The 23,977-nt window shown below is 65.0% G+C and carries 21 protein-coding genes and 1 pseudogene; 11 read left to right on the forward strand and 11 right to left on the reverse strand.

From position 1 onward, the window contains the following. Positions 1-30: 30 nt before the first annotated feature. The 4 genes from JZ791_RS12200 to JZ791_RS12215 all read left to right on the forward strand — a co-directional run bounded on the left by JZ791_RS12200 (position 31) and on the right by JZ791_RS12215 (position 5,229). Positions 31-1,137 (forward strand): ABC transporter substrate-binding protein, encoded by a 1,107-nt coding sequence (locus tag JZ791_RS12200; RefSeq protein ID WP_216894365.1) that lies wholly within the window; start codon positions 31-33, stop codon positions 1,135-1,137. A 112-nt stretch (positions 1,138-1,249) separates the two neighbouring features. Next, positions 1,250-3,034, forward strand: coding sequence for an ABC transporter permease (locus JZ791_RS12205; protein ID WP_216894366.1), 1,785 nt, complete (start codon positions 1,250-1,252; stop codon positions 3,032-3,034). Beyond that, entirely contained in the window at positions 3,034-4,200 is a 1,167-nt protein-coding gene (locus JZ791_RS12210; protein ID WP_216894367.1) for an ABC transporter ATP-binding protein, read from the forward strand. The genes JZ791_RS12205 and JZ791_RS12210 overlap by 1 nt, the downstream gene beginning before the upstream one ends. A 268-nt stretch (positions 4,201-4,468) precedes the next feature. Next, positions 4,469-5,229, forward strand: a protein-coding gene (locus JZ791_RS12215; protein WP_438804510.1) for an IS5 family transposase whose coding sequence is annotated in 2 segments (ribosomal slippage) — positions 4,469-4,799 and positions 4,799-5,229 — 762 coding nt in all. Because the reading frame shifts where the segments join, the coding sequence is not laid out codon by codon here. A gap of 63 nt (positions 5,230-5,292) precedes the next feature. Here the strand turns inward: JZ791_RS12215 and JZ791_RS12220 are convergent. The 3 genes and pseudogenes from JZ791_RS12220 to JZ791_RS12230 form a co-directional block, all read right to left on the reverse strand. Next, a complete protein-coding gene (locus JZ791_RS12220) occupies positions 5,293-6,870 on the reverse strand; it encodes an alpha/beta hydrolase domain-containing protein (protein ID WP_216894368.1) in 1,578 nt (525 codons plus the stop codon). 162 nt (positions 6,871-7,032) lie between these two features. Next, positions 7,033-7,659 (reverse strand): TetR/AcrR family transcriptional regulator, encoded by a 627-nt coding sequence (locus JZ791_RS12225; protein ID WP_216894402.1) that lies wholly within the window; start codon positions 7,657-7,659, stop codon positions 7,033-7,035. 89 nt (positions 7,660-7,748) lie between these two features. After that, positions 7,749-8,584: pseudogene (locus tag JZ791_RS12230) on the reverse strand (mycofactocin-coupled SDR family oxidoreductase). A gap of 126 nt (positions 8,585-8,710) precedes the next feature. Between JZ791_RS12230 and JZ791_RS12235 the strand changes: the two are divergent. Next, positions 8,711-10,246 (forward strand): aldehyde dehydrogenase family protein, encoded by a 1,536-nt coding sequence (locus JZ791_RS12235; protein ID WP_216894369.1) that lies wholly within the window; start codon positions 8,711-8,713, stop codon positions 10,244-10,246. A 15-nt stretch (positions 10,247-10,261) separates the two neighbouring features. Here the strand turns inward: JZ791_RS12235 and JZ791_RS12240 are convergent, their stop codons facing one another. The 5 genes from JZ791_RS12240 to JZ791_RS12260 form a co-directional block, all read right to left on the reverse strand. Further along, positions 10,262-10,627 (reverse strand): hypothetical protein, encoded by a 366-nt coding sequence (locus tag JZ791_RS12240; RefSeq protein WP_216894370.1) that lies wholly within the window; start codon positions 10,625-10,627, stop codon positions 10,262-10,264. Positions 10,628-10,753: 126 nt separating this feature from the next. Then, positions 10,754-11,242 carry a carboxymuconolactone decarboxylase family protein gene (locus JZ791_RS12245; RefSeq protein ID WP_216894371.1) on the reverse strand — a complete coding sequence of 163 codons (489 nt, stop codon included), beginning with the start codon at positions 11,240-11,242 and terminating at the stop codon, positions 10,754-10,756. A gap of 214 nt (positions 11,243-11,456) precedes the next feature. After that, positions 11,457-12,200: an SDR family NAD(P)-dependent oxidoreductase gene (locus JZ791_RS12250; protein WP_216894372.1), complete on the reverse strand. Its 744-nt coding sequence runs from the start codon at positions 12,198-12,200 to the stop codon at positions 11,457-11,459. Positions 12,201-12,235: 35 nt separating this feature from the next. Further along, the gene (locus JZ791_RS12255) at positions 12,236-13,264 is read right to left on the reverse strand and encodes a ferredoxin--NADP reductase (protein ID WP_216894373.1); all 1,029 of its coding nucleotides are present in this window, start codon (positions 13,262-13,264) and stop codon (positions 12,236-12,238) included. A gap of 133 nt (positions 13,265-13,397) precedes the next feature. Further along, positions 13,398-13,841, reverse strand: coding sequence for a MarR family winged helix-turn-helix transcriptional regulator (locus JZ791_RS12260; protein WP_216894374.1), 444 nt, complete (start codon positions 13,839-13,841; stop codon positions 13,398-13,400). Positions 13,842-14,042: 201 nt separating this feature from the next. Here JZ791_RS12260 and JZ791_RS12265 point away from each other — a divergent pair, with 201 nt between their 5' ends. Next, the gene (locus tag JZ791_RS12265; RefSeq protein ID WP_216894375.1) at positions 14,043-15,494 is read left to right on the forward strand and encodes an aldehyde dehydrogenase; all 1,452 of its coding nucleotides are present in this window, start codon (positions 14,043-14,045) and stop codon (positions 15,492-15,494) included. 79 nt (positions 15,495-15,573) lie between these two features. On the opposite strand, the gene JZ791_RS12270 is transcribed toward JZ791_RS12265, so the two are convergent. Genes JZ791_RS12270 through JZ791_RS12280 form a run of 3 tightly spaced genes read right to left on the reverse strand, consistent with a single transcriptional unit; the run spans position 15,574 to position 18,415 of the window. After that, a complete protein-coding gene (locus tag JZ791_RS12270; protein ID WP_308162895.1) occupies positions 15,574-16,818 on the reverse strand; it encodes a metal-dependent hydrolase family protein in 1,245 nt (414 codons plus the stop codon). Next, complete coding sequence (locus tag JZ791_RS12275; protein WP_438804511.1) at positions 16,815-17,144, reverse strand: hypothetical protein; 330 nt, start codon at positions 17,142-17,144, stop codon at positions 16,815-16,817. The genes JZ791_RS12270 and JZ791_RS12275 overlap by 4 nt, the downstream gene beginning before the upstream one ends. A 5-nt stretch (positions 17,145-17,149) precedes the next feature. After that, a complete protein-coding gene (locus JZ791_RS12280; RefSeq protein WP_216894403.1) occupies positions 17,150-18,415 on the reverse strand; it encodes an aromatic ring-hydroxylating oxygenase subunit alpha in 1,266 nt (421 codons plus the stop codon). 590 nt (positions 18,416-19,005) lie between these two features. Here JZ791_RS12280 and JZ791_RS12285 point away from each other — a divergent pair. The 5 genes from JZ791_RS12285 to JZ791_RS12305 all read left to right on the forward strand — a co-directional run bounded on the left by JZ791_RS12285 (position 19,006) and on the right by JZ791_RS12305 (position 23,968). After that, on the forward strand, positions 19,006-20,292 hold the full coding sequence (locus JZ791_RS12285) for an aromatic ring-hydroxylating oxygenase subunit alpha (protein ID WP_216894378.1): 1,287 nt from the start codon (positions 19,006-19,008) through the stop codon (positions 20,290-20,292). Continuing rightward, positions 20,289-20,624, forward strand: a complete 336-nt coding sequence (locus JZ791_RS12290) for a hypothetical protein (RefSeq protein WP_216894379.1) — start codon at positions 20,289-20,291, stop codon at positions 20,622-20,624. The genes JZ791_RS12285 and JZ791_RS12290 overlap by 4 nt, the downstream gene beginning before the upstream one ends. A 48-nt stretch (positions 20,625-20,672) precedes the next feature. Next, a complete protein-coding gene (locus JZ791_RS12295; RefSeq protein ID WP_216894380.1) occupies positions 20,673-21,515 on the forward strand; it encodes a TauD/TfdA dioxygenase family protein in 843 nt (280 codons plus the stop codon). A gap of 418 nt (positions 21,516-21,933) precedes the next feature. Beyond that, positions 21,934-22,392: a MarR family winged helix-turn-helix transcriptional regulator gene (locus tag JZ791_RS12300; protein WP_216894381.1), complete on the forward strand. Its 459-nt coding sequence runs from the start codon at positions 21,934-21,936 to the stop codon at positions 22,390-22,392. Positions 22,393-23,359: 967 nt separating this feature from the next. Beyond that, a complete protein-coding gene (locus JZ791_RS12305; protein ID WP_216894382.1) occupies positions 23,360-23,968 on the forward strand; it encodes an SMI1/KNR4 family protein in 609 nt (202 codons plus the stop codon). The last annotated feature ends 9 nt before the right edge of the window (positions 23,969-23,977 follow it).

The raw sequence follows: 23,977 nt of genomic DNA on the forward strand, positions 1-23,977 counted from the left end.
AAAGAACTTCGGAGTAACGCGGAGGACATGATGAGAACGGCACGAAATGGGGTCGGTGCGGCTCGGCGCGGGCTGCTGTGGCGCCGGTTCGGGGTCGCCGCAGGGGTTCTGCTGGTTGTCGCGGGCGCCACGACTGCGTGTGGGGCACAACTCGCACCCGCCGACCTTCCCTCCACCATGGATGCGCTCGTCAAGCAGGCTACGAGTGAGGGCGAGGTGGACTGGACAGCGGCCAAACCCAGGCAACAGATGCAGCCGTTGATCGACCTCTTCGAGCGGACCTACCCAGGCATCAAGGTCACGTACTCCGAAACCAAGGCCCCGAATCAGGTCAGCCAGCTCAATGTGCAGCAGGCCGCGCGGCGGGTGTCGGTCGATGTCGCGAACGCGGTGGGGCAGACGGTGATCCCTTCCATCCCGATGGCCGAGACCATCGACTGGTCCCGCTATGGCATCGCCGTCGAGAACATCTTCGACAAGAAGCTCGTCTACATCTGGGCTTCACCCAAGGTCTGGGTATACAACACCGCGAAGACCGACCGCTCCGAACTTCCGCGGACCTGGGACGGACTGCTGCGACCGCGATGGTCCGGCGGCACTGCCGCGGCGGATTCCCCGGCGCAGTTCATGGCTGTCTGGGACCTGGACCCAGCGCTGGGCGAGACCGCTGCGCTCCACTGGGCAAGGGAGTTCGCCGCGCAGACCCCGCACTACACGCCCACAGTCAACGAGGCCGAAGCGCTCGTGGAATCCGGACAGGTCGGCATCGGGACGAGCCTGGTCAACCTGGTGCTTCAGGCAAAAGCGAAGGGCGCGCCGATCGGGATCGCGCCACTGTCGCCGACCAGCGCCAGCGAGGCGTACCTCTATGTTCCGAAGGGCGCACCGCACCCGGCGGCCGCGGTGCTGCTGACCTCGTTCCTGTCCTCCGATAAGGCGCAGCAGTTGCTCGCCAAGACCTATAACTCACGGATTCCCAGCAGCACCGACTGCTCGGCTCCCGACCAGAGCGCCGTGTTGCGCGCGTTGTGCGACGCCGGCATGCGCTGGTTTCCCACGCCGACACCAGGCGACTACCGGAAACTGGCGAAATTCTTTCCTGAGGCGCAGAAGGCCCTCGGCACGAACATCGGCTAGATCTGCCTCGCGGACCTGTCGCCAGTCCACCGAGAAGGCCGGACGGCCTCGGCCGTGTCACGAGAGCAAGGAGTGAGGAGGCAATGATGCTTCGAACCCAGGAGTGTTCGTCATGAGCAGGACCGAGGTCGGCGACTCGCCCGCGGCGGTGACCGACGTACCGGAGCAGGCACCGCGCAAGCGGTTTGCGCCGGTCGAGCGCGGTGGACATCGCCTGACCGGAAACCTGGTCAACCTGGTGATGATCGTGCTCGCGGGTTACCTGGCGCTCGTCCCGCTGGTGATTCTGGTGTACTCCAGTTTCAAAGCGTCGACGACCCAACTGCCCTTCCAGGTGCCGGGGTTCTCGCTCGACAACTTCCGTCGCGTCTTCGAGTCGACCCAGTTTGCCTCGGTGGCTTTGAACACCGTCCTCTACGTCGTGGGCTCACTGATTATCGCTTTCATCCTCAGCACCGGCCTGGCCTACCTGATCGAGCGGACCGACATCCCGGGCCGGCGCTTCCTTGCGCCGATGGCACTGGCACCCATGGCGGTGCCGGTCACCGTGATGGCGATCGCCTGGGCGCTCGTGGCCAATCCGGTGAACGGTCCGCTGGCGGTACTCCTGCGCTCGACGATCGGTCTGAGCATCGATATCTACTCGCTGCCGGGCATGATCGTGGTGATGGGCATCTTCGGGGTGCCCAGCATGTACCTGATGATCGCCCCCGCCCTGGCCCGGATCAACCCCGAACTCGAGGAGGCCGCGGCGGCCACCGGTGCCCCGCTGCGGCGCCGTCTCCGGCTGATCGTGTTCCCTCTCGTCATGCCGGCCGTATCCGCTGCGGCCATGCTGTTCGTCGTCGTGGCACTGGAAGGCTTCGCCATCCCCGCGATTCTCGGGCTACCGAAGCAGATCTTCGTGTTCAGCAGCCAAATCCAGTATTACGTGGAACCGCCGACCGGTCTTCCCGACTACGGGCAAGCCAGTACCTATGGCGTGTTACTGCTCGCCGTGTCCTTGGTCATGCTGATGGTCTACCGGCGCCGCACTCGCGATGTCCACCGATTCCGGGTCGTGGTCGGCAAGGCGTACCGGCCTGCCAGGACATCCCTCGGAAGCTGGCGGATCCCGGTCTTCCTCGTCGTCTGCGCCTACCTGGTCATCGGGATCGGCCTGCCCCTCCTGGCCCTGCTCTGGACGAGCCTCTCCCCGTTCGTCCGTCCGATGGACCTATCCGGAATCGGCTCGATGACGCTGGCGAACTACGGCCACGTTTTCTCGACCCCCGATCTCGGACAGACACTGCTGAACACGGCGGTGGTGGTATTGCTCACCGCTACTGCGAGTACCGCGATATCGACCTGGATCGCGATCGCGGCCACGCACCGGCAGTTCCCCGGCAGCAAGTTCCTGTTCGAGATCACCTCGCTGGTTTTCGGAATCCCCAGTGTGGTGCTCGGGTTCTCCGTCCTGTTCCTGTACGTATTCGTTCCGATCCCGCCGATCTACGACACCGTGTGGATCATCGTCGTCGCCTTGGTCGCCCGCTATCTGCCGCGCGCGTCACGAATGATCCAAACCGCGCTATTACAACTCGACGACGGCTTGGTCGAGTCCGCCCGCGTCACCGGCGCGCAACCGGCCACGGTCACCAGGAAGGTGCTACTGCCGTTGTTGCGCCCGGCGCTGCGCAAGACCTGGCTGTGGGTTTTCGCCCAGGCACTCGGCGAACTGCCGATCGCGTTGGTGCTGACCAGTTCGCACAATCGCACACTCGTCGTGCAGCTGTGGGACACCTTCACGTCCAGCGGCGACTATCCGACGGCCAGCGCGCTGGCCGTCATCATCCTGGCCATCTCGTCCGTCGCGGTGTGGCTGGTGAACCGAGACGGCACATTGGAGGAAACGTAATGACGAATGCGGCCCGATCAGCGGAAGCTGCGCACACCGAGTCGGTCGTCATCACCCGGTTACGCAAGTCCTACAAGCGCGTCTCCGGCAGCGACGCCACCTATGCGATCGACGGCATCTCGTTCGATGTACCCAAGGGCAAATTCGTAACATTGCTCGGCCCGAGCGGCTGTGGGAAGACCACCACATTGCGCTGCGTGGCGGGGCTCGAACAGGCACAAGAAGGCCGGATCGATATGGGCGGCCGGATCGTGTTCGATGCTGCGGAAAACCGTTACGTACGGCCGGAAGACCGGCCGATCGCGATGGTGCCGCAGTCCTACGGCATCTGGCCGCATATGACGGTTATCGATAACGCTGCCTTTCCGCTGCGATATGGGCGCAACCGTAGCCGGTCCAAGGATGTACGCCCACGCGCCCTGCAGATGCTCGAACAGGTCGGGCTAGCCGGAATAGCCGACCGCTGGGCGACCCAGCTGAGCGGCGGCCAGCAGCAACGCCTTGCCTTCGCGCGTGCCCTCCTGTGTGAGCCCGAGGTGCTGTTGCTCGATGAGCCGCTGTCGAACCTCGATGCGAAACTGCGGGCTCAACTACGGCAGGAACTGCGATCTTTCCAAGAACAGTTCGGTGTTACCGCACTGTATGTGACGCACGACCAATCCGAAGCGCTTGCACTGTCGGACACGGTCATCGTGATGAACCAGGGCCGCATCGAACAGGTCGATGAGCCACAGCGTATCTACCACAGTCCCCGGACATCCTTCGTTGCCGACTTCATCGGGAGCGCCAACCTGTTCGCGGTGCAGCACGTATCCCGGCCGTGCCGTGACGGCAGCGTACTGGCCGGTACGAGCATAGGTCCCGTGCGCTGCGGGAACTCGACCGACGGCCCGGATCCGCGCAACGGCGACAGCGGCTTCGTATGTGTGCGCCCGGAGAATGTTCAGGTGCAAACCAGGGAAGGCGGACGCTCGGAGCTCGCGGATAACCAGTTCCACGGAACCGTGGTTTCGTCGGAATTCCTCGGGGACCGGGTCGAACTGGTGATCCGGTGTGGCGGTGAGGTGTCGCTCACCGCTTTCGCGCGCGCCGATTTCGGTTGCCGACCCGGCCAGGACATCGCGTTGAGGCTCGATCCCGCCACCACCACTTATCTTGCCAGCTGATATCGCATGCGCACAGTTCGCCGGCTGGGGCCCGAGGTTCCGCCCCCGGTCGGGGCTCGGTGGAAACCCCGCTACAGGTGAGACGATTGCTGTCGTGCCCGATGGAGGGACCGCGGTGGCGGCCGCCGCGATAGCTCGGACGTGGGCCGCAACCCCCGCCCGTTCGCGGTCGGCGGTACTGCACCGCGCGTTCGAACTGGGTGCTGTGTAACCGCGACAGGCAGTGGCAGCAACTCTGCTGCAAATCCACCGATGTTGAACGGACGAGTTGTGGGTTCTGGCCGAGCCGTTGTTACCAGAGTTCGCCCCGCGTCCGCAGGGTGGTGGCACCGCGCCGGCCGACGAGCGTGCGGTGTTCACTGCTGTGGTGTTCGTGCTGACCAGCGGTTGTGCTTGGCGGATGCTGCCGCCGTCGTTCGGTGTCACGGTCCCGACCGCGCATCGCCGGTTCAGCGTGGGGACCGACGCCGGGCTCTGGCGGCGATTACACCGGGCCGTGCTGGACGAGCTGGGCGGCAAGGGCTTGATCGACTGGTCGCGCGTGGTGATCGACGCGGCGGCGGCGCGAGCGAAAAAGGGGGCCCATGACCGGTCTGAGCCGGCCAGTCCGGCTCGAAGATCCACGTGCTGTCCGATCACACGGGAATCCCTCTGTCGGTGGGTATTTCGGCTGCGAACACCAACGATGCCGCAGCGTTGGAACCACTCGTGAAGGCGATACCCGCTGTGCGATCTCGACGTGGCCCGCGTCGGCGCCGCAAGCTGCATGCCGACAAAGCTTACGACACCGCTGGGCTGCGTCGATGGGTACGCGACCGGGGCATCGAAGTACGGATTGCCCGTAAAGGCATCGAGTCCGCTGAACCCCTGGGCCGGCACCGGTGGATCATCGAGCCCACGATGTCCTGGCTGACCGGCTACCGCCGACTCAACATCCGCTACGACCGCAAGGCCACCCACTACCTCGGATTCCTCACCCTCGCTGCAACATTGACCTGCTACAAGAAACTGGCGAAATCAACGACATGAGACACGGTCTCAGGACGGGGTTCTCGACGTCGAATTCGTGGTGTTCATTCTTCATTCCTCCGCTCACAGGAGGGACCGGAGGTGGCCACACTCCGGCGGTTGTTGCCGCAGGGGCGTGGTGCCGAAGTCGGGAATCGCCGAACCGCACGCGCGCGCGAGCAGGTCCGTCCCGTCGCGTGCGGTGAGATACCTTCGCGCGACGTCGTTTCGGACCGCTTCGATCATCCTGGCGACGTAGTCCGCATGCGTCGGATAGAGCTGCCGGAGCCGATCGGGCGAGAACGGCGCGGTCGTACCCGCGGCGATACAGGCGCTGCCGTCGTAGCTCGCGACGGGTACGGAGATCGGCGCCAATCGCAAACCGCCCACGGCGTTTCCGTCGCCGTCACGAGCCAGGGCCGCCGGCGCCCCGAGGATGGCGAGCGCGTTGATATTGCCGAGCACGGGGTCGCTCGCGCGGGTCACGTCATCGAGTACGGCTCCGGCGGGCGGCATCGGTTCCACCGCCCGCTCCAGTCCGGTGAATTCGAAGGGCGATGCGGCGGGTGCGGCGGTTCCGTCGGCGACCCATGCCTCCGTGTCGGCGATGGCCGCGTCGACGACGTACCGACGCGGGAACTCGTCGTTACCGGCGCAGGTCAGCGAGGCGCCGGGCCCTTCCTGACCGTAATTGCCGTCGGCGACCGCCGACGCCTCCTGTTCCGCGGCGCTGTGGGCGGGCTGCCCGAGCAGACTGTGCCCCGCCCAGCCGAGAACGCTGGCGAGCAGCCAGTGGTCGGTATGGGCGGCCCCGGCCACGGACCACGTCACGTGATTCGGGCCGGACGTCGGGCCGGGGCGGGCCGATTCCTCGCTCCACACCGTGACCGTCGGCACGCGATAGGAGGCCGGTTCGGCGGTGTGCCCGTCGGCATCGATGACGAATCCGTCGACGACGCGGGCGTCGCGATCGGCTCCGGTCAGAATGTAGTTGTCCAGCGCGATCGCCGACTGCGATTCCCCCACCGCGATGACATGGCGGGCAGTGAGGCCGCCCAGCGGCTGCGTGGGCCCGGTACGCCGCACCGCGCGGACGGCCTGCGAGAAGATGTCGTAGGAGTAGTCGTCGCCGGGGTGACCGAGTGGGCGATAGCGGTTGGGATCGAAGCCTTTCAAGGATGTCGGCGTGCAGACGCCGCCGAGGTCGTTCGCCGTCCCGGACAAGCCCAGCCCGCACACACCGACCTGTTGTGCGGTGATTTCGACGATGGCGTCTCCGGTGGCGAAAAGCTGCGGGTACGACCAGACCAGTTCGACCGGCGCGTCGATCTGCCCGGTGGTGTTGGCCCATTCGGTGACGACATTGCCGCTGAAGCGTGCCGGGTCGAGCGGGCGGTACACCACGATCCGTGTTGCATACGGCGCCGGGGCCGCCTGTGTCCCATAGGCTTTCGCGGTTCCGGCGAGGAAATACTCCGATTCGCCGTACCCGTAGTCACCGACCCGGAACGGCGCGTCCATCTCCGGGTGGCCTCGATCGCCACCCGAAATCGGCCCGGTGACAAGGGGTTCGGCCGCGGCGTTCGACGTCACGGCCGGCTGCGCCTGAGCCGCGCCGGGCTCGACGACGAGGACCAGAACCGCGGCGCAACACAGAGTCACTGATCTCGACAGGGCAGTCCGGAAGGCTCGCATCGACATAACTCCCCAAGTTTTCGAGGATATCTCGCTCTATATGCGGCGAGAATCACATTCTACTAAGAGCAGCATGATACTTGCGCCTTCTCGCGTCAACCGATGGACGCCGCTCCCGGACAGCGGGGCTCAGGCCGGACGCGGGCGCCGTGGCCGCCCCTTCCCCGGACCGCCCAGTGCGCGCAGGCAGAACTCCCACAGCCGCTCAGCGGCGTCCGGCTGGGCGGGGGCAAAGGCGTAGTAGTGGTAGACCGAGCGCACCAGCTCGGCGATGAACCAGGCATCGGATGCCGGATCGGCCGACCGCAACAGGCCGGCTTCGCGGGCGGCGACGATCTCGGTGCGCAGCAGATCCACGAAAGGCTGTTCGGCGTCGGCCAATTCCTTCGGGAATACACGATGCAACTGCCAGCGCGTCGCGACGATGAAACGGGCCGTCGCCTCGTCACGCTCGGAGTCGCCGACCCCGGCCAGCACGGTGATCACGTAGAAACGCAACCGCGCCAACGGGTCCGGCAATTCGCGGGCGGCCTCTGCCCACCGCTCGCACGCCTCGGTCATGGCATCGGCGACGACCGCGAGCAGCAATTGATCCTTACCGGCGAAGTAGCGGTAGAAGGTCTGCAGCGCGACCCCGGCTTCCTTCACCAGTTCTTGGGTGGTGAAGGAAGCATCGCCCTTCTCCTCGATGAGCCGGCGGGCCGCATCGAGCATCGCCCGCACGTGCGCGGCGATACGATCGCGGGACCGCTGCACCGCCGTCGATCGCTCGACGGCCTGTTCCTCAGCCCATGTCATTGTGTCGATACTAGCTGTGCCAGGAGCCTCGCCGAGTGTACGAGTAGCTACTTCAGCGTGCTGCCCGCATCGATCGGCAGCGGTACGCCGGTGATGTAGCGGGACTCTTCGGAGACCAGAAACAGCACCGCATTGCTGATGTCCTCGGGCTGCACCCACGGGATCGGCAGGATGTGGAAGTTGCGGCAGATCGGGACCAGATCGTCCGGGCCCGGATCACTGAGATCGGGCCGGAAGGACCGGTAGGTCGTCTCGTTCATCAACATGGGTGTGTTCACGTGCGTCGGATGCACCGAGTTCACCCGGATCGAATGCTGACCGAGTTCGACGGCCAGCGTGCGCATCAGCCCGACAATCCCGTGCTGGCCGAAACGTAGTGCCCGACATGGGGATACGCCTTCAACCCGCCGACCGAACTGGTCAGCACGACGGAACCGCCGCGACCGCCGGACTTGATATGTCCGACGCCGGCCTTCACCGTCTTCCACACTCCGGACAGATTCACGTCGATGGTCTCCTGCCAGCGGTCCTCGTCCATCTCGTCGAGCATCGCACCGCTGGTGCCGATTCCGGCGTTGGCGATGATGATGTCCAGGCCGCCGAGCTGTGCGACGCCCTCGCCGACCGCGGCGGCCAGGGCCGGGTAGTCCCGGACGTCGACCTGAGCGGTCACCACTCGCCGGCCCTGCGCTTCGACCAGCTCGGCCGTCTTCGCCAAATCCTCCGGGGTGGAGTGTGGTTCGGGAGTTCCGTCGATATGTGCGCAGATGTCGACGGCGATGATGTCGGCGCCTTCGTCCGCCAGACGCACGGCGTGGCTGCGCCCCTGACCGCGAGCCGCCCCGGTGATCAACGCGACCTTTCCTGCGACGCGTCCGGACATGGGAACCTCGATTCTGCACGATAGTGCACTGAAACTGCTTCTGGAGATAGAACTATGTTCTATTCTCAGCGAGCACGTTGCTATTGTCTACAGCCGGTCGTCCGGCCGCCAGTGGGGTGTAAAGCGATGACCGAGTCACCGATCGAAGCGGATTCCGAGATCGAGGTGTTCAACCCGGCCGATGCCGCGGTGATCGCCCGCATCCCGGTGGATTCGGCGGCCACCGTTCGGGCCAAGGTGGCGAATCTTCGTGCCCACCAGCGGGATTGGGAGGATCTCGGCCCCCGCGGGCGCGAGGTGTGGCTGCGCGCGTTCCAGGACTGGATCCTGGACAACGAGTCGCGGATCGCGGATGTGTTGCAGTCCGAGACCGGTAAGACGCGCGCCGACGCCGTCGTGGAGGCGCCCGCCGTCGCCGACCTGATCAAATACTGGTCCGGACATGCCCGGAGATACCTCGCCGACACCCGCGCGAGGCCGCACAGCCCGCTGTTCGCGATCAAGGCCCTGAGCACGAACTATCGCCCGTATCCGGTGGTGGGCGTGATCACGCCGTGGAATTTCCCGTTCGCCGCGCCCGCGATGGACACCATTCCGGCACTGGCGGCGGGAGCCGCGGTACTGGTCAAACCCTCCGAGGTGACGCCGCTGAGTGCGATCGAACTGGTGAAAGGGTGGCGGGAGATCGGTGCGCCACCAGTCTTCGACCTGGCGATCGGGCGCGGCGACACCGGCGCCGCGGTGACCGATCAGGTGGATTTCGTCCAGTTCACCGGCTCGACCCGGACCGGCCGCCGGATCGCCGTGCGATGTGCGGAACGGCTGATCCCGTGCAGTCTGGAACTCGGTGGCAAAGATCCGGCGCTGGTGCTCGCCGATGCCGACATAGACCGCGCGGTCAACGGAATCACCTGGGGCGGCATGGTCAATTCCGGTCAGGTCTGCACCTCGGTGGAGCGCGTGTACGTCGAGACGCCGGTGTACGACGAGTTCGTCGGCAAGCTCGTCGCGAAGGTCGACTCGCTGCGACAGGGCAAGGACGGCAAGGACTTCCGCTTCGACATCGGCGCGATGGCCACCCCGGCGCAGCGAGACCTCGTCGCCCGGCACATCGATGACGCCGTAGCCGGCGGCGCCCGGGTCCTCACCGGCGGCACACCACGTGGCGGCTTCTACGAGCCGACCGTCCTGGTCGACGTGGACCACACCATGGCCTGTATCCGGGAGGAGACCTTCGGGCCGACCCTGCCGGTGATCGAGGTCGCCGACGAGGCCGAGGCAATCCGGTTGGCGAACGATTCGGAGTTCGCGCTGTCGGCCTCGGTGTGGACCCGGGACACCGCGCGCGGTCTGCGTGTGGCGCGGCGGATCGAAGCCGGTGCGGTGAATGTCAACGATGTGATGGCCAACGCGTTCTGTGTCGCGGTCCCGATGGGCGGGTGGAAGCAGTCGGGTATGGGCGCCCGATTCGGCGGCCGCGCCGGGATTCTCAAATACTGTCGCGCACAGGCGATCACCGCACCGCGCCTGCCCGCGCCGTCCGACGAGGTGATGTGGTATCCGTCCACTCGTCTGGGCGCCGGGCTGGCCACCGCGGTGATGCGCGCGACCGCGGCGCGCGGGCTGCGGCGGATCGGGTTGCGCGCGCCGCGCCGCGGCTGACCGGTCGCCGCGCCCTCACCGGCCCGACACCGGCAGATCGCGCGGCACGCTTCCACGCAAGGCCGGCAGGCAGAACGCCCACAGGTGTTCGACCATGTCGTCGATGCTCTCGTGTTCCCGTGCGTAGGCGTAGTGGTGGAACACGGACATGACCAGCTTCATCGCGAGCCAGCCGTCGGCGTCCGGATCATGGGGATGCAGCAGGTCCGCTTCGGCGGCGGCGCGCAGCTCCCGTGCGATCAGATCCGCGATGGGCTGATTGGCCTGTGCCATCTCCTCCGGAAACAGCTGCTGGAGCCGCCAGTGCTGGGAGGTGATGAACTGGGGGCCGGTGCTGTTGATATCGGGCCGCAGTGAACGGAGTGTGCCGACGATGTACATCCGCCGCCGCTCCACCGGATCCGTCAGCTCGCGCGTCGCCGGTAGGACAGAGCCGTTGTCCGGACAGACCCGTTCGCTCGGCCGGTAGAGCGATCGGCGGTTCGGAGGTTCGGCTGGATCTGAATATCAGACCGGCGTGCCGGCGGGTGTGAACGGAAGGTTGCTCGATAGGTCGGCCTCGGAGTCCAGTTCGAGATCTACACTGTTGAAGACCATCGCCAGACAGGTGTAGGTGCCTGCGACGAAGAGCGCTTCCAATAACTGGCGGATGTCCAGCAGGCCGGTCAATTCCTCCCAGGTGGTGTTATCGACTCGATAGCGATCGATCATTTGATCGGTCGCGCGGAGCAGTAGGGCGTCCAGGCGATCCCACGTGTGGGTACTCGCACCGTCGGCAACGGCGTCGATCTGCTCGCTGGTGAGTCCGCATCGCTGACCGATGCGGGTGTGCTGTACCCATTCATAGGCCGACCGTGTTCGATAGGCGACGCGAAGAACAATCAATTCACGAAGACGCGGATCGAGTGCCGGCCGCTCCATCAGGACACTGTTGTAGGCCATCCAGGCGCTGCCCAGATCGATGTGGTGGCCGAACAGTCCGAGGACGTTGGGCAACGGGGGAGTGCCGGGCTCGCCGGAGAGGTACCGATCCGCGACGGCGAGATGTCCACGCAGCTTTTCTCGTGCCTCCGCACTCCAGGCTTCCGCGGGAAGCGGTGCGATGCGTGGCTGGGAGGGGTTGTTCATAGTGTTGAACGGCTCCTTTTCGACCTGACGGATTCGTTGTCGGAGGCCCGGCAGCGGCGGACGACGTCCCGGGAGCGGGACGTCAGAGCACGGCGCCGCCGTTGACGCCCAGCACCTGCCCGGTGATGAATCCGGCCTGTTCGGAGGCGAGGAATCCGGCCGCGGCAGCGATGTCTGCGGGAGTACCGAGGTGCCCGAGCGGGATGGAGCCGGCCATGACCTCGTTCGGGGGCAGGTGGCCCTCCGCCTGGGACTGGTGCTGCATCTCGGTCTCGATGCCCGATGGCGGAATGCTGTTGGCGGTGATTCCGGCCGTCGCGTACTCCCGGGCCAGGGATTTCGTGAGGGTGATGACCGCGCCCTTGGCCGCGGCGTAGTGCACCATCCTCGGTGAGCCCCGTTGCGCGCTGGAGGAGGAAATGGTGACGATCCGCCCCCAACCGGCCTCGACCATGTCGGGGATCGCGACCTGGCAGCAGTGGAAGGTGCCATTGAGGTTCACGTCGATCAGCCGCTGCCACGACTCCCAGGAGATCTCGGTGAAGGTGTCGAATCCGACCTGCCCGGCGCTGGTGACCAGGATTCCCACCGGCCCAAGCTCGCTGCGTGTCTTCGCGAACGCTTCCTCGACGGCGGGCCGGTCGGTGACGTCGACACCGACCGCCACGGCCTGCACTCCCAGGAGCCGCACCTCCTCGGCTACTCGCTGTGCGCGTGCACCATCGAGATCGAGCACCGCGACGTTGTGGCCGCGACGGCCCAGTTCCAGGCAGGTCGCCGCGCCGATACCCGACGCTCCTCCGGTGACCACTGCTACTCGGGTCATGGTCTGTTGTCCTTTTCCGCCGTCGACTGTGACGACTATTCGTAGATGACCCGTACTGTCGGCCCGAGCGGAATCGATTGACAGGTCAGCGTGTACCCGTCGGCCAGCTCTTCGTCGGTCAGTACGTCGTTGTTCAGCAGGCGCACGCTTCCCTCGGTCACCCGAGCGATACACGTTCCGCAAGAACCTGTTTCGCACGATGACGGCGGCTGCAGCCCTGCGGATCGTGCGGTCTGCAGCAGAGTCGACCCCGCCCGGTACTCGACGGCGGCCGTCTTCCGGCCGATCTCGACGATCACCTTCTCCGTGACCGGATCGGCCGCGTCGATATCCGGGACGACCGAACGGAAACGCTCGAGGTGAATCCGTGCCGGATCGACAACCTGGGTCCCCAGCACGGTCTCCACAGCGTCCATGAACGGAGCGGGCCCGCAGATGTAGTAGTCGGCATCTCCTGCGGTGGCAGCGAATTCCGTGATCGCGGCCGCGGAGAGAATGCCCTTCTCCTGGTCGATGTGGTGGTGCACCGCGAGCCTGCCGGAATGATGCTCGGCGAGTTCGTCCAGCTCTGGGGCGAAGATCACCGACCGCCGGTCCCGGTTGGCATAGAGCAACCGTAGATTCCGGTCCGTTCCCACCAAGGCAGTGCGCAGTAGCGAGAACACCGGGGTGATGCCGCTGCCGCCGGCGAACGCGACCAGCGGCCGATCCGACTCGGTGAGAACGAACCGACCCTGCGGCGCCGCCACATCGAGCACAGCGCCCGCGGTGACGTTGTCGTGCAGCCAATTGGATACCAGACCGTCGCGTTCGCGTTTGATGGTGATACGCGGGTTGTCGTTGATCGCCGGGGAGGACGACATCGAATAACACCGCTGATGCTCTGCGTCCGCGACGGTCACACGCACGGTGAGATATTGTCCGGCGTTGTACTGGAATCGGTCCCGTTGCGATCCAGGGACTTCCAGGACCAGGGAGATGGTGTCGTGAGTCTCCGGCACGACCTCCTCCACCCGTAGTGGAGTGAATCCGTCGGTGCCTGCGATCACGGCCGAGTCGCTCATATCGCTCCTGCTCGTCGTGTTCCGGCCAAGAGTATCAAGTACCTGACATCAAGGCAAGTACTTGATATTCGACGAGAGAAGCGTGAAATATGTTGGGGGCCTGCGCGTCTCAGCGACGCAGCGGAACCGGAGGTCAGTCGCTGCCGAGCAGCTTGTTACGGGTTCCCTGTTCGACCACCCGACTGAGCAAGTCGTGCAGAGTGCGCTGTTCGGCGGGAGTGAGTACGCCGAAGACCTCCTCGGTGGCGGCGACAGCGTCGGCGAAAACCGCCAAGGTCACCCGGCGGCCCTCGTCGGTGAGATACGACTGGATGATCCGGCCGTGCTGAGGATCGGGTTTGCGCTGCACCAGACCGCGGCGTTCGAGGACCGCCACCGCGGACTGGATGCCCTGAGGTGTGATCAGCAGCCGTCGGGACAGTTCGGCGCCCGACAGTCCCGGATCGTCGGTCAGCTGACGCATGAGCCCGAGTTGAGCGGTGGTGATGCCGTGCTCGGCGATGCTCTCGTTGAGGGTACGCAAGGTGAAGTGGAACGCCTGCTTGAGCAGCCACAGAATGTTGTCGGTGATTTCCATGCGTACCTCCCTGCCGAGCGCGGGTGCGGCGATCGGGGTGGCTGGTCGGTCCGGCCACGTCTCGACGTTATCGCACGATGTGAGGAGCTTCGAGCCGCCACCGAGTCGGACACGCGCCGGTGGCGAGGGCCGGCGCCGGACCTCACCAATAATCGCAAGTATTTGATATTCTTGCCCGGCTGGATCAACCGAGGAGTTTGTATGTATCGATCCGACGCATTGTTCGTCGGTGGAGCCTGGATCCCGCCGGCGACCTCGGCCACGATCGACGTCGTCTCACCGCACACGGAGAAGGTCGTCGGCCAGGTCCCGGCGGCGGCTCCGGCGGATGTGGATGCTGCCGTGCGCAGTGCCCGCGCGGCGTTCGACGAGGGCCCCTGGCCGCGGCTGGAGCCGGCGCACCGTATCGAGGCCGTCCGGCTGCTGGCACAGCACTACGCCGACAGCCGTACCGAGATGGCGGCACTGATCACCGAGGAGATGGGCGCGCCCACCTCTTTCGCGCAGCGTGCCCATGTCGGGCTCCCGAGCGTGATGATCGATGCCTACTGTCAGCTCGCGGAAAGCCATGCCTGGCAACAGTATCGGCCGGGCCGGTACGGTCACGACATCGACATCCGCCGTGAGCCCGTCGGTGTCGTCGCCGCGATCGTGCCGTGGAACATGCCACAGTTCCTGAGCATCACCAAGCTGATTCCCGCCCTTCTGGCAGGGTGTTGCGTCATCCTCAAGGCCGCGCCGGAAACTCCGCTGGATGCCCTGCTGCTGGCCGACATCATCGACCGCGCCGGACTGCCGGAGGGCGTCGTGAGTGTCCTGCCCGGCGATGCCGTCACCGGCGCGTACCTCGCCCAGCATCCCGGTGTGGACAAGGTGTCGTTCACCGGTTCCACCGCGGCCGGGAAATCGGTCGCCGCAGCCTGCGCGGTCAACCTCACCCGGGTCGATCTCGAACTCGGCGGCAAGTCCGCGGCGATCGCCCTCGACGACGCCGACCCCGAGGCATTCGCCACGGGGATCGTGTCGGCCAGCCTGAGCAACAGCGGGCAGATCTGCAACGCACTCACCCGCCTCGTGCTGCCCTCCACCCGTGCGGACGAGTTCGTCGAGGCGCTGGCCGAACGGATGCGGGCGTTGCGTATCGGCGACCCGAACGACCCGGATACCCGCGTCGGGCCGCTGGTCTCGCAGCGGCAACAGCACCGCGTCCTGGAGTACCTCGATCTCGGCATCGCCGAAGGCGCCCGCGCGGTGGTCGGCGGTAGCGGCGCACCCGCGGGCCTGGAGCAGGGCTGGTACGTCCGCCCCACTCTGTTCACCCGGGCCGACAACCAGATGCGCATCGCCCGCGAGGAAATATTCGGTCCCGTGCTCACGGCCTTGACCTATGACACCGAGGACCAGGCGATCGCGATCGCCAACGATTCCGATTACGGCCTGGCCGCGGCGGTCTGGAGCGGCGATCGCGACCACGCGACCGCTGTCGCCGGCCGGATCCGGGCCGGAACCGTGGGCATCAACCAGGGTTACGACATGGATCCGTTCGCTCCGTTCGGCGGCATGAAAGCCAGTGGGTACGGTCGGGAACTCGGTCCCGAGGGCCTGAATTCCTACACCGAGGTCAAGTCGATCTCGGCTCTGCCCAGCGCGTGAAGCAGGTGCGGCCGGGAGCGATCCCCGGCCGCACCGGACGGTAGTCGCCCGCGTGAATTCTCACCGTCCCGGCCCCGGCTCAGGGCTGTTTGTAGATCTGGCCGTCCTTCATGACGAACGAGACGTCCAGCAGTGCGGCGATATCGGTCGAGGGGTCGCCCGGCACCGCGATGATGTCGGCGAGGTATCCGGGCGCGAGCCGCCCGAGTTCGTCCTCGACCTCGATCAGCTCGGCGCTGGTGATCGTCGCGGCACGGATGGCCTGCAACGGGGTCATCCCCCGTTCCACCAGCGCGCCCAGTTCCTTGGCGTTCTGACCGTGCGGGATGGCCGGTGCGTCGGTGCCACACGCGATGCGCACACCGGCGGCGATCGCCTTCGGCAGCATCGCCTGGGCCCGCGGGAATACCTCGTTGGCCTTCTTCCGCAGCTCGGGAGCCACCCGGTCGACAGCCATCGCCTGTGTCAGATAGGTGGTCGACACCAGGAAGGTGTCGTGGTCGACCATCATCTGGATCGTGTCGTCGCTGGCCAGGAACCCGTGCTCGATACAGTCGATACCTGCCCGGATACAGGCGCGCACCGCGATGTCACCCACCGCATGAGCCGCCACGCGGATACCGGCACGATGCGCCTCGTCGGCGATCGCCACCAGCTCCTCGTCGGAGAACTGCTGTGAACCGGGAGATGTGCTGTGCGACATCACGCCGCCGGACGCCGACACCTTGATCACCTTCGCACCGTGGCGGATCTGGTACCGCACGCAAGCGCGGACATCGGACACGCCGTTGGCGATGCCCTCGGCGACACTCAGCGGCATGATGCCCGGCGCCAGACGCTGGAACACCGTCGGATCGAGATGACCACCGTAGGGCGTCACCGCGTGTCCCGCGCTGACGATGCGCGGCCCGACGTGCCACCCCTGGTCGATCGACCGCTGCAATGCGACATCGAGCAGGTAGCCGCCGGTCTTCACCATCAGCCCGAGGTTGCGCACCGAGGTGAAACCGGCTTCCAGGGTGGTCCGTGCGTTCACCGCACCCCGCAGCGTGCGATAGGCCGGATCGTCCTGGACGCCGTGCATCGGCAGCGGCAACCCCTCCGGACCTCCCGGGCCGCCGATGAGCAGATTGAGTTCCATGTCCATCAGGCCCGGCAGCAGCGTGACGTCACCCAGGTCGATCACCGTGGCCGCATCGACCGGATAGTCAGGATCGATCGCGGTGATCCGATTGCCTTCGACGACGATGAGCGCCGGCGAACGGACCTCGCCGGCCTCGACGTCGATCCACCGAGCGGCCCGCAGGACTGTCGTGCCCGTCACGGCACCGGCTCCAGCACGCAGTCGATAGCCGTGGCACCGGTGTCGGGAACGCGCGGCTGTCCCCAGCATTCGACCGGGAACGACACCTGAATCATCGAATACAACAGATACATGAGATTCAGATAGTCCTCGGGCAGCTCATCGAGGATGTACTTGTCCACACTCGAAAGTAATTCTTCGGCGCGCGGGGTGATCGCGTCATAGAAGGCCTGCATTTCGCTCATCGAACTCGCCAGCCGTTTGGCATACCGTTCCGATTGGGTGGGCAGGCACCAATCGCTGAACCGTTCGAGATCGGAGAATTCCGGAGGCAGCATCGCACTCATTTCTCTCATACTTCTACCTTGCGCCGCTGATAGGAATCGATCCAGGCGGCGGTCTCTTTGTGGAGGTGGCGCACCAGAATTTCCTGATCGTTGAGCAGATAGGTGTCCACCGCGCGCGATTCGAGCATCGACTGGGTCGCCTCCAGCGTATTGGCGTCCTGCAGGCCGAACTCTTTGAAGGATACGGCCGTCAATTCCTGCGCAACCCGCTCCCGCGGCGTCCGCGGCTGCGGCATATAGAGGTTTCCCTCGAAAATGTGCGAGTCGTATGATGTCGGCCAGTAGTGGTAGGTCAGATACCAGCCCTGCGACCAGATCAGGATCGTGAAATTGGGGAACAGCTGGAACGAATCCAGCCCCCACGGATCGCATTTGGCCGGATTCACGCCCTTCGGAAGTTCACCGATGCCCGGGGCGTCCCACTGGCCGAACAACCCGCTGCGGCAGATGTCCTCGATCGGTTTGCGCATCTCGTCAGCCATCTCCCAGGCGCGCACCCCAGAGGTGCTGACCAGCCGGTGCGGACCTTCGAGCCGGTAGTGCGGAGCCTCGAAACCCGCCTCGGCCGCAGCTTTCGAGTACGCCGCGGGCGACTGGTTCGCATGCAGCACCGGCGCGTGGTAGAACTCCTGAAAAGCATCCATGTAGAGCTTCCAGTTCGCCTTCACCGGAGACCTGAAATGCCACCGCGAGGTCATCTGGTCGAACGGATAACCTTCCATATCGGTGATCATCGGGCCGAGGAACTCCAACAACGACTGCTCGGGCACCTTCGCGAGATTGACGAAGATGAACCCGGCCCAGACCTCGCAGTGCACCGGCGCCAGCCCGTACCGGTCCTTGTCGACGTCGAAGAACTCACCTTCTTGCTGAACGAACTTCAGATCACCGTCCAGATCGTATCGCCAGCCGTGATATTTGCAGGTGAACTGACGGCACGTCCCCGCCGTCTCTTCCTTCGGGAAGTCGTTCCACACGAGTTTGTTTCCGCGATGACGGCACAGATTGTGAAAAGCGTTGACCTGCCCCTGACGATTGCGCACGACGAGGACCGACGTGCGGGCGATCGCGAGCTCTTTCGTAAAATAGCTGCCGGTATTCGAAAGCTGCTCCACCCGCCCGACATTGAGCCAGGCACGCTTGAATATGGCCTCGCGCTCCAGTTCGTAGATCTCGGGCGAGATCGAATCCTCGTAGGATACCGGATCGGTTCCCAGCTCGGGATAGTGCTGGGTCCAACTACCCTCCGAGGGCTTCGGATAGCGAGGCATATTCACTCCAGTCGAATTGAGCACCCACACAGATGCACGACCGCACGCCACTGCGATCACATGGTCCGGGCGTCCCGGACCGGCTGCGGCACTTCGTATCCGCGAAGTGCCGGCCAGGCCGTGCAGAACATCACGCTAGCCTCCTGCGTCACAGATCACAAGTAGTTGATACTAATGGGCTCGACTCCCGCTGAGAAGCGCCTGCTCCACCAGGGCGCGGCGGCGGCGCGGGTGCCGAACCCGGGCCGATCGCGGTGCGCGCCAACATCAACGGCGCACCTGGAGGCCGTGGCCGTCCGTGTGGACGGTCGGGCGCCAAGCGCCGAATAGAAAGTACTTGATATTCTGCCGCGGCAACGGATACAGTCGGCTCGTTGGACCCGACGTGGACGGTCCACCGTCACGCTTCATGCCGATCACGGTGGCGGGCAAGCGGATTGATTCTCCAACCCGCTGATGAGCGCTGCCTCGAAGCGTGCAGCAGTCACGGCTCGGGCCGCAGACCGCTGCGGTGAGGCGCGAAGCCGCCAGGCACTCCACGTCGACAGGCAAGGTGGGCGAGCGACCCACCGAATCCGAGGAGGACTGCCGTGACCGTCGGGGTCAAGCCCCCCAGCTGGACCGAGAAAGCCGGACTCAGCACTGGGTATGTCAACTACGAGGACTCAATCAGTCCGCAGTTCTATGAACTGGAGCGTGAAGCCGTCTTCAAGCGCGCCTGGCTCAATGTCGGCCGCGTCGAGCAACTGCCCCGGAAGGGCAGTTACATCACCAAGGAAATCGAGGTCGCGAAGACCTCGATCATCGTGGTACGCGGTACCGACGGTATCGTGCGCGCCTTCCACAACGTGTGCCGCCATCGCGGTAACAAGATTCTGTGGGACCACACCCCGCAGGACGACAGCGCCGGATTCTGCCGCCAGTTCATGTGCAAGTATCACGGCTGGCGCTACGGTCTCGACGGACAGTTGAATTTCGTTCTCCAGGAGGACGAATTCTTCGATATGGACAAATCTAGCTTGGGTCTGGTTCCGGTGCACTGCGAGGTGTGGGAAGGTTTCATCTTCGTCAATCTCGCCGAGACGCCGAGCCAGACATTGTCGGATTTCCTCGGACCGATGATGAAGGGCCTCGAAGGTTACCCGTTCGGCCTGATGACGGAGCGCTACGGTTTCAAGGCGAACATCAACAGCAACTGGAAGCTGTTTCTCGACGCTTTCCAGGAGTACTACCATGCGCCGGTCCTGCATTCGCAGCAGCAGGTGTCGTCGTTGCGATCGTACGAGACGGCATTCAAACTGCCCTACGTGACCACCTCGGGGCCACATCGCGCGGTGTCCACCGGTGGCTTCAAGGGGGTGCCGAGGCATTTGACGCCATTGGATCAGATGTACCCGATCGAGCAGGTCACCGAGGCCGGGCTGATGGGGCCGTGGCACCGTCCCGACCACCCGGAACTGCAGCCGGAGAATCTGCCCCCCGGTCGAAACCCCGGCGGCATCGACCCCTGGTCGATCACGAACTTCCAGATCTTCCCGAACTTCGTGATTCTGGTGTACGACCGTGGCTGGTACCTGACCTACAATTACTGGCCGACCAGCGTGAACACGCACGTATGGGAGATGAACTACTATTTCCCCGCCGCACGTACGGTGTCGGAGCGCATTCAGCACGAGGTCACCGCGACAGTGTCGAAGGACGCCGCATTGCAGGACGCCGCGACACTGGACGGCACCCAGCGTGGCCTCGAATCCGGCGTCGTCTCGTCGTTCCCGCTGTCCGACCAAGAGGTCACGGTGCGTCATTTCCATTCGACCATCGCCGAATGGGTCGATCTCTACCGCGGTGAGCGGGCGCGGACCGGAGGTATCGCATGAGCACACCGATGCTGCCCGAAGAATTCTCCGAGCTCGAGCCCTTCGCGGCGACGTGGTGCCTCGAGACCGAGAAACAGCGTTTCGCTACCCGCATCGGCAGCACCATGGAGGAGATGCACGCTTTCTACGATGCGGCATTCCCTCGTATCAAGGATGCGATGCGATATCTCGACGAATTCGACCTCGATGCACTGGACGGGCAGCAACTCAACCTGCTGCGGCTCGTCTATTCGGTGATCACCGTGTCGTTGCCCGTCGAGGCCTACGGCCAGCCCAGGACTCCCGACTCCGGAAACGCGCATTTCGACCGCATCGTGGAACCGGCCATCTGACCACGGCCGCGCTGGCGGCGCAGCAATCACCGGAAAGAGGATCCGAGCATGACCACCACCTTGAACACCAAACGACTGACCGACGCCGTGGGCGCCGAGATAATCGGCCTCACGACTGATGATCTACGCGACGACCAAGTCGCCGAAGCCGTCCTCGCTGCCCTGGAGGACTACGGCGTCCTGGTGTTCCGTGAACTACGCATCAACCCGGTCGACCAGGTCGAGTTCTGCACCCGACTCGGCGAGGTCGACTACGAGGAGGGACACCACGAGGTCCGCGGAATCTACCGGATCACCCTGGACAACGCGAAGCGGCCGAATGCGCACCTCATGAAGGGTACGTTCCAGTGGCACATGGACGGCTGCACGCCACTGCACGACGAGGCTCCGCAGAAAGCGACCATGCTCAGCGCCATCGCGGTGGCCGAGACGGGCGGCGAGACCGAATTCGCCAGCACCTACGCCGCCTACGACGCGCTCAGCGAAGCTGAGCGCAAGCATGTCGACTCGCTGCGAGTGCTGCACACGCTGGAAGCATCACAGAGCAAGACCTACCCGGATCCCACACCGGAGCAGCTCGCCAAATGGCGTGCCCGCCCCAGCAAAGAACATCCACTGGTGTGGACACACGCCACCGGCCGCAAGTCGCTGGTCATGGGCGCCCACGCCGACCACATCGTCGGCATGGACATCGACGAAGGCCGCGCCGTACTGGACGACCTGATCATCCGGGCCACCGATCCATCGGTCATCTACCGGCACGAGTGGAGCGTCGGCGACACGGTCATCTGGGACAACCACGGCCTCATGCACCGAGCCACCCCCTACGCGTCGAATTCGGACCGCGAAATGCTGCGCACCACAGTGCTCGGCAGCGAACAGATACGCTGATGGTCGCACGACGGTAGTGACGCCGGCGCGCACACGTTCACCGGTTGTGCGCTCTCGGCAACAGGGACTTGGTTTCGCCGCGTCGAAACCGAAGCCCCTCTTGCATCGGAACAACATTCCCGATCGGAATCCGTTGGTGAGCTCCGACTATCCGCAACCGGATCCGAGCCCTTCCACCTGGGGGTGGCGGGAACTGCGGAGATCTTCACAAGGTGCACATGTATCGTGCGCGCGGTCGTGCAACTCGTCAGCGCAATGCCCGGGCCTACTGTGCCAGCGTGTCCGGAGAACACAACTTCCCCCGGTTCAGCCTCGAAACCCCTGCGCGGCACCGGAATCGATCATAGGGCGCTGCTTATGCGATGGACTCCGTCCGGTGCGGGCGTAGCCTTTCCGGAGCGCCGGAATGTACAGACCCATGGAACTGACCGAAAACATGTTGTGGCTGCTCAAGCAGGCGTTTCATCTAGCCCTACGCACGGTCAACGAAGGTGTCGCCGACCGTGGAGGTGGGGTAACCCTCGCTCAGGTCGGACTCATGCGGCAGCTGACCAGTCGCCCCGGCTTGTCGGGCGCTGAGCTGTCCCGTCAATTGCTGATCACCCCGCAGGCGGTACAACTCGCACTGAAGATCCTGGAAAAACGCGGATTGGTGGAGCGGAAACCCGACCCCACCCACGGACGGATTCTTCAGACATTCCTGACCGACCACGGCCACGAGGTAGCCGCTGCCGTGGTCGGAGACGCCATCGCCGCGCATCACGACGTCTTCGGTGTGCTCACCACTGCCGAGCAGCAGACACTACACGACCTCCTGGGCCGCGTCGTGGAGCAAGGGACCGGTCATAACATGTTCCCCGACCACATCGACAACTGATACTCGCAGAGCGCACACCCGGAGGTCATGTCCGGCGAACAGCCGACTCGCTCGCCCCGACTCGTCGAAGTTCGCGACGCGATTCCCCGACTCGACGTCGCAGAAGACGACGGAGCAAATCAATCGGCCCCCGGACCCAGGTAGCGGAACTCACCGCGCAAATCGCCGCCCTGCGCACTGAGCTTGCCGACGGCCATAGACACTGATCATTACGCGGCGGCCGAGTGTATGACCGATGTCCCTCGAAACGTCGCCCGACCCGAACAGAATCCGCAGACGCCTACGGCGCTGACCGAGACCGCCGATCCGGTCGGCGCGCAACATGCCGGGCCGATTACACCGCAATCGGCATGAGCGATTGCCGACGAGATCACTTGTCGGCCAGTGGTTCTGACTCAGTTGAACGCTCGGCTCGCGGCATGGCAGCGCACCATCGGTGCCCGGTAGGGTGAAGATCAACCTCCAAGCAGCACAGGAGTATTCGGAGCAGGAACAGTTTCGGATCGCGCATTCACACCGCGAGCAAACCCCGCATGTCGAGGGCCGCCAGCGGTTGGGAACTCCGCCTCGGCCTGGGTACGCCCGGCTCGACACCGGCATTCAAGCGCCGTGGTCGGCCCTCACGCGGCCCATACTCCTCGGCGGGTACAAGTCGGTGACTGAGACTGACTGGCGCACAACAATTACCGTATGTGAAAGCGCGTGGGTCTTCCGGCCTTGTCCGGATCGTCGGCTTCCAGGCCTGCCCCGTAAACTCGGCGCCGACCAGCTCGCCGCCGCTCGCGCCGCGCTGGCGGCGAAACAGAAGCCTGTCCGTGCTTGACTGACTGCGGGGAGCCGATGGGAGGAGGGGCCGACCCGGTGGAGTCGGGAAAGCCACGGCCCGTGGGGGTTCGGCATCCTGGTGTCAAGGCGGCGATGGAAGCTGCCGTATGAGCCCGCAAGAATGAGAAAGGCAGTCAATTCCATGACAGACGACGGTCAGAGCAGCAGCGTGCCGCCCGCCCCGTGCCCCGGAACGCCGGAAGAGTGGCGCGCCTATCTGACCGAGTACAGCGACTGGGCTCTGGACTCCATGGACGAGGAGGAGCTCGCGGACCTGCTCGACCCCCGGTTCCAGCTCATACGCTCGGGCCTGTCGGAGCAGCAGGTCAGCAGCCGCTGGCTGGGGTACGAGCCGGCCGACGAGCAGCTGATCGCGGCGACCGAGGAGCGTCTCGGGGTGCCCCTGCCGCCGAGCCTGCGGGCCTTCCTCCGTACCAGCAACGGCTGGTGGCGCGTCGCGGGGTGGATCGATTCACTGCACCCCTGCGCCGAAATCGAATGGTTCACCAAGTGTTTCGGGGAGGAATGGCTCGAGGAGGGCAGCGACGGGAGCGACGACGTCTTCAGATTCGGCCTCGTCATTGCCCGGGGTGAGGACGTGCTGCTGTTGGACACCAGCGACGTCCTGGAGGACGGCGAGTACCGCGCGTACCTCCTCGCAGTGAAGTACGGCCAGCTCTCCGATCCCTGTGACAGCTTCAGCGAACTTCTCACCCTGGGGCGGGAGGAGTACAAGGACGTGGTCGAGTAAACTCCCCGT

The sequence above is a fragment of the Nocardia alni genome (assembly GCF_019038435.1).
Taxonomy (GTDB): domain Bacteria; phylum Actinomycetota; class Actinomycetes; order Mycobacteriales; family Mycobacteriaceae; genus Nocardia; species Nocardia alni.

Coding starts and splice junctions, on each gene's coding strand:
- JZ791_RS12200 (WP_216894365.1), top strand. CDS start 31: ATGAGAACGGCACGAAATGGGGTCGGTGCGGCTCGGCGCGGGCTGCTG.
- JZ791_RS12205 (WP_216894366.1), top strand. CDS start 1,250: ATGAGCAGGACCGAGGTCGGCGACTCGCCCGCGGCGGTGACCGACGTA.
- JZ791_RS12210 (WP_216894367.1), top strand. CDS start 3,034: ATGACGAATGCGGCCCGATCAGCGGAAGCTGCGCACACCGAGTCGGTC.
- JZ791_RS12235 (WP_216894369.1), top strand. CDS start 8,711: ATGACCGAGTCACCGATCGAAGCGGATTCCGAGATCGAGGTGTTCAAC.
- JZ791_RS12240 (WP_216894370.1), bottom strand. CDS start 10,627: ATGTACATCGTCGGCACACTCCGTTCACTGCGGCCCGATATCAACAGC.
- JZ791_RS12250 (WP_216894372.1), bottom strand. CDS start 12,200: ATGACCCGAGTAGCAGTGGTCACCGGAGGAGCGTCGGGTATCGGCGCG.
- JZ791_RS12255 (WP_216894373.1), bottom strand. CDS start 13,264: ATGAGCGACTCGGCCGTGATCGCAGGCACCGACGGATTCACTCCACTA.
- JZ791_RS12260 (WP_216894374.1), bottom strand. CDS start 13,841: ATGGAAATCACCGACAACATTCTGTGGCTGCTCAAGCAGGCGTTCCAC.
- JZ791_RS12265 (WP_216894375.1), top strand. CDS start 14,043: ATGTATCGATCCGACGCATTGTTCGTCGGTGGAGCCTGGATCCCGCCG.
- JZ791_RS12275 (WP_438804511.1), bottom strand. CDS start 17,144: ATGAGTGCGATGCTGCCTCCGGAATTCTCCGATCTCGAACGGTTCAGC.
- JZ791_RS12280 (WP_216894403.1), bottom strand. CDS start 18,415: ATGCCTCGCTATCCGAAGCCCTCGGAGGGTAGTTGGACCCAGCACTAT.
- JZ791_RS12290 (WP_216894379.1), top strand. CDS start 20,289: ATGAGCACACCGATGCTGCCCGAAGAATTCTCCGAGCTCGAGCCCTTC.
- JZ791_RS12295 (WP_216894380.1), top strand. CDS start 20,673: ATGACCACCACCTTGAACACCAAACGACTGACCGACGCCGTGGGCGCC.
- JZ791_RS12300 (WP_216894381.1), top strand. CDS start 21,934: ATGGAACTGACCGAAAACATGTTGTGGCTGCTCAAGCAGGCGTTTCAT.
- JZ791_RS12305 (WP_216894382.1), top strand. CDS start 23,360: ATGACAGACGACGGTCAGAGCAGCAGCGTGCCGCCCGCCCCGTGCCCC.